6 protein-coding genes are annotated in these 3,516 nt (G+C 69.1%); 4 read left to right on the top strand and 2 right to left on the bottom strand.

The features are described from left to right. The coding region (locus tag AAH979_RS42675) for a DUF397 domain-containing protein (RefSeq protein WP_346263814.1) at positions 1-183 on the bottom strand (183 nt) is incomplete at its 3' end. Next, on the bottom strand, positions 174-959 hold the full coding sequence (locus tag AAH979_RS42670; protein ID WP_346263813.1) for a helix-turn-helix transcriptional regulator: 786 nt from the start codon (positions 957-959) through the stop codon (positions 174-176). The genes AAH979_RS42675 and AAH979_RS42670, both read right to left, overlap by 10 nt. Before the next feature lie 568 nt (positions 960-1,527). Between AAH979_RS42670 and AAH979_RS42665 the strand changes: the two genes are divergently transcribed. The 4 genes from AAH979_RS42665 (at position 1,528) to AAH979_RS42650 (ending at position 3,515) form a co-directional block, all read left to right on the top strand. Next, the gene (locus AAH979_RS42665; RefSeq protein WP_346263812.1) at positions 1,528-1,812 is read left to right on the top strand and encodes a flavin reductase; all 285 of its coding nucleotides are present in this window, start codon (positions 1,528-1,530) and stop codon (positions 1,810-1,812) included. A gap of 140 nt (positions 1,813-1,952) precedes the next feature. Next, the gene (locus AAH979_RS42660; protein ID WP_346263811.1) at positions 1,953-2,564 is read left to right on the top strand and encodes a DUF642 domain-containing protein; all 612 of its coding nucleotides are present in this window, start codon (positions 1,953-1,955) and stop codon (positions 2,562-2,564) included. Positions 2,565-2,736: 172 nt separating this feature from the next. After that, positions 2,737-3,189: a hypothetical protein gene (locus tag AAH979_RS42655; RefSeq protein WP_346263810.1), complete on the top strand. Its 453-nt coding sequence runs from the start codon at positions 2,737-2,739 to the stop codon at positions 3,187-3,189. Between the two features lie 5 nt (positions 3,190-3,194). Then, complete coding sequence (locus tag AAH979_RS42650; protein WP_346263809.1) at positions 3,195-3,515, top strand: transcriptional regulator; 321 nt, start codon at positions 3,195-3,197, stop codon at positions 3,513-3,515. The last annotated feature ends 1 nt before the right edge of the window (position 3,516 follow it).

Raw genomic sequence — 3,516 nt, 5'->3', positions numbered from 1 at the left:
GTGACGCTTGGCCAGGTCTACGAAGCCACGCCACTGTTGAGGGCTGAAGGTCAGGACCGGCCCGCGCCGGTCCTTGCTGTCCCGTACGAGGACCCGGTCGGGAAGGTTGTCGGCCACCTCGATACAGTTTGTACTGTCGCTGCGCGTCGACTTGTGCCAGGTCGGGGCGCTGTTCACGTCCATTTCTCGGCCGTCCTCATGATCAGTTCGAGGCTCTGGTTACTGGGCAAAGCGTAGTCCCGGATAGCCTCCCATGCGCCTTCAAGATCCTTCGTGGCGTCCGGGCTCTCGATGACGCGACCCTCCAGGTGCCCTTCCAGGAAGCCGACCGACCGGCCATCCACGGTGGCGATCGCCAGCGGACCGTCCAGCCCCACGTAGGCGCCGGCCTCGAACGGAACGACCTGCACCCGCACGTTCGGGTGGTCACATGCTGCCACCAGGGCTTTCAACTGGTCGCGCATCACCGCCGCATTTCCCACCCGGCGGTGCAGGACTCCTTCGTCCACCACAGCAACCAACTGGCAGGGGTCGGGCCGGCGGTACAGGATTTCCTGTCGACCGAGCCGCGTCGCCACGATGCCGTCCACAGTGTCCGGTTGGAAGCGGCGCCCCACCAGGACAGCCCGGGCGTACGCCTCGGTCTGGAGGATGCCTGGCACTACCAGCGGGTGATAGACCCTGAGCAGGCTCGCACGGCCCTCGTGTTCTACGAAGGGTCGATACCAGACCGGTACGAGTTCCCCCTGCACGAACATCCGGTAGAACTGCATGAACGTGGTCCCGAACGCGCGGTCGACCGCTGTCAGATAGTCCGGGAGGGCTGGCCGCTCGCCTCGTTCCACCGCACCGACGTGCTTTGCGGAGAAGTGGATCCGCTCGCCCCACGCGTCTTGGGTCAGGCCGAGAAGTTCCCGGGTCCGGCGAAGGTCCTTTACCAGATACTCGCTCGCAGACATAGGCTTTCACGTCCCCCAAATCACTCCGGCGCTCATGGTCATTTTCGCTGGCTTACCTGCGGCTTTCCCGTGCCCGACCAGCATCTTCCGCCGTAATGGGGCCACGGTCCAGGGTGGAATTCAGGCACTCGCCCGCCCCCGTGACCTTCCAATCCGGGTGAGTGCCCACGGGGCGGTGCCAATGTTCGGAGCCTGGCGCCGCCCCGTCCAAATCCCCGGACGGAAGGCATCGATCATGAAATTCTGGCGCAGATTCAAGCCCTATCACCGCCGGGACTGGCGCCGACTCTGGCGGTACTGCCGGTGTGGCTTTCGGTGGCGCTGCCCGGACTCGGTCGAGCTGGTGCCGATGCCCTACCAGCCACCGCCACCACCACCGCCGACCCGCGTGGAATACCGAGCGACGGTCCGCGCGGCGGCGTCCGCGCCGACCCGGACGAACACACCCCGCACCAGGACGACCAACCGTCGCCACGGCTGGGACGGACCCGCCCACGCCAACGGCCGCGCAGGCAGTTTGACCCCGGCACAGCAGCACGCCCGGCACAGCACCGCTCGGGCGTGACCCGTGATCGGTCCGCAGGAGCGCTGGTACCGGGCCGTACGAAGGAATGCGCGGCGCTACCCGGCCGGCCGGCACAGCCCGGCGCAGTCGTACCAGTGTCAGACCTGTCGGGACCCCTGGCCGTGCGCGGCGGCCCGGCTGGCCCTGCTGGTCGGCTTCCGGGGTGACCGGGTGGGGCTGATGATGTACCTCGCCGCCCACCTCGCCCGCGCGCTGCAAGCCCTTCCCGACACGCACCCCGCGCTGATCGCCGGTCAACTGCTCTATTGGGTGCCCCGGCGCCGCTGACCCGCCTCATCACCCCTGGCCCGCCCCGGACCACTCTCCCCTGGTCCGGGGCGGGCCACTTGCGACACCAGACGGCACGGCCGGGCAATACAAGGACGTACCCGCGTGCCCGTCGTACGTCGATCGGCGCGAGCCTGGCGGTGGGCCTGACCGCCCTGCTGGCTCTCCTCACCCCGAGTCCCGCCAACGCCGCCGTCGTCTTCGCCGACGGCTTCGAGGAGCCGGTCATCTTCGCCGACTTCGTGACCTACTCCGCCGGGCAGCAGCTCGGCCCGTGGACCGTCACCACCGGCACCGTCGACCTGACCCAGGACTGGCAGGACGCGGAGGGCGACCAGTCACTCGACCTCAACGGCAGCAGCCCGGGCGCGGTCGCCCGTAGCGTGCCGACCACCCTGCTCACCACCTACCGGATCCGGTACGCCCTGGCCGGTAACCCCGACGGCGGACCCCTGCTCACCACCGGCACGGTCACCGCCAACGGCCACACCATCGACAGCTTCACCTTCGACACCACCGGTCGGACGCCGTCCGAGATGGGATTCGTGTACCGGACGGCGTACTTCACCAACCTGCTCTCCGGCTCGACCACCATCCGGTTCGCCAGCAGTACGCCGAGCGTCTACGGCCCGGTCATCGACGCCGTACGCGTCGAGAGCTGCCTCCTCGTCATCTGCCCCGCGAGCGCGACCAGGACGGCCACCAGCTCTCCTGACGGCGGGCGGGTGGAGATCGGCGGACAGTCGGTGTAGCCGGCGGCACGCCGGTGCAGACGGTCCGGGGATCCGGCTCGTTCTCGGCCGGGTCCGCGCGCCGCCGGTCCACCAGGTCGGGGTTGGCGATCGCCAGGTACTTGCCTGACAGGAAAGAACCGAGTACTTTCCTTGGAGGAAAGTACAACTGGTGGGGAGAGGTGGAAGGTTGATGACTCCGGACGACGCGCAGGCGGCGCTCGACGACATCCGGAAGCGGCATGAGCAGTCCCGCGCCGCAGAGGCGCGGCACAGCTCGTCCCCCTTCTACCTGGGTGTCCTGGCGTTGGTCGTGCTCCTCTCCTACGCCTCGTACGACCTGCCCAATCCGTGGGGCGGCGCGATGCTGTTCCCGGTGGTCATGCTGCTGGCGTTGCTGGCGTTCGTCTATGTGCGCCGGGCACCGGTCCTCCGCAAGCCCAGTTCCGGCGAGCTGCTCGGAGGGGTCGCTTCCGGGATCCTCCTCGTAGCGGTACTCCAGGGCTTGGCGGCGGCCGCTCGGGCGGGCGGATTGCCGGCCCCGCACCTGGTCGCGGCCGCTGTCGGATCAGTGGTCTGCCTGCCGGTGGCCATTCGTGCCTGCCGGGGCGCCGGGGCGCTGATACGGCAGCAGGCGGGCCGGTAGAACTGATGGACCCCGACTTCGACGAGTTCCTGCACGTCCCCGCGCGGTTGACGATCGTCGCGCTGCTGGCACCCGCGAGCTGGACGGAGTTCGGCTTCATCCGGGACTCGGTCGGCACGAGCGACTCGGCCCTGTCCAAGCAGCTCTCCGCACTCGCCGCCGAAGGCTACCTCGAGGTACGCAAGCAGCCAGGGGCGGGCGCGCGACGCACCTTGGCACGGCTCACCCCGCACGGCCGGAAGGCGTTTCTGGCCCACGCGGCAGCGCTGGAGCGGATTGCCATGGCCGCGCGGGCACCGCAGCCGGCCGACTCGGAGATCGCCTAGC

This window comes from Plantactinospora sp. ZYX-F-223 (assembly GCF_039649625.1).
In the GTDB taxonomy this organism is placed as follows: Bacteria; Actinomycetota; Actinomycetes; order Mycobacteriales; family Micromonosporaceae; genus Plantactinospora.
The sequence above is the reverse complement of the archived record's forward strand: the minus strand, read 5'-3'. Positions and strand labels throughout refer to the sequence as shown.